A 330-nucleotide genomic window follows, 5' to 3' on the forward strand; every position below is an offset into this window, starting at 1 on the left:
GATGTGTATCAGCGACCGGGGTATCCTTTCCCGTGGCCTCTCCCCTCTTTTTCTTCTTTGTATTTATATTTTCTTTATGTTTGGCCTTACCGCCACCCGGAAGATTCGTGCCAACCCACGCTGGGCCGATTTGCCGGTGCTGGCCATGACTGCCAACGCCATGAGCAGCGACCGTGAGCAGTGCCTGGCCGCCGGCATGAATGCGCACCTGGCCAAACCCATCGATCCGGACGAGCTGTTCGCGATGCTGCTGAAGTGGCTGCCGGCTGTGGCCCGTGACAAAAAAAGAGAGACAGCGAAAGAAGAAAAGGGGCAGAGAGAAGAGGGGGA

Annotated in this window: 1 protein-coding gene; it reads left to right on the forward strand. The window is 57.0% G+C overall.

Features of this window, described 5'->3' with window-relative positions:
* Positions 1-330 (forward strand): response regulator (locus ACQ4LH_RS21980; protein WP_430699020.1); only part of this gene is annotated, 330 nt, incomplete at both ends.

The sequence above is a fragment of the Pseudomonas peli genome, from assembly GCF_050563605.1.
Classification (GTDB): Bacteria; Pseudomonadota; Gammaproteobacteria; order Pseudomonadales; family Pseudomonadaceae; genus Aquipseudomonas; species Aquipseudomonas peli_A.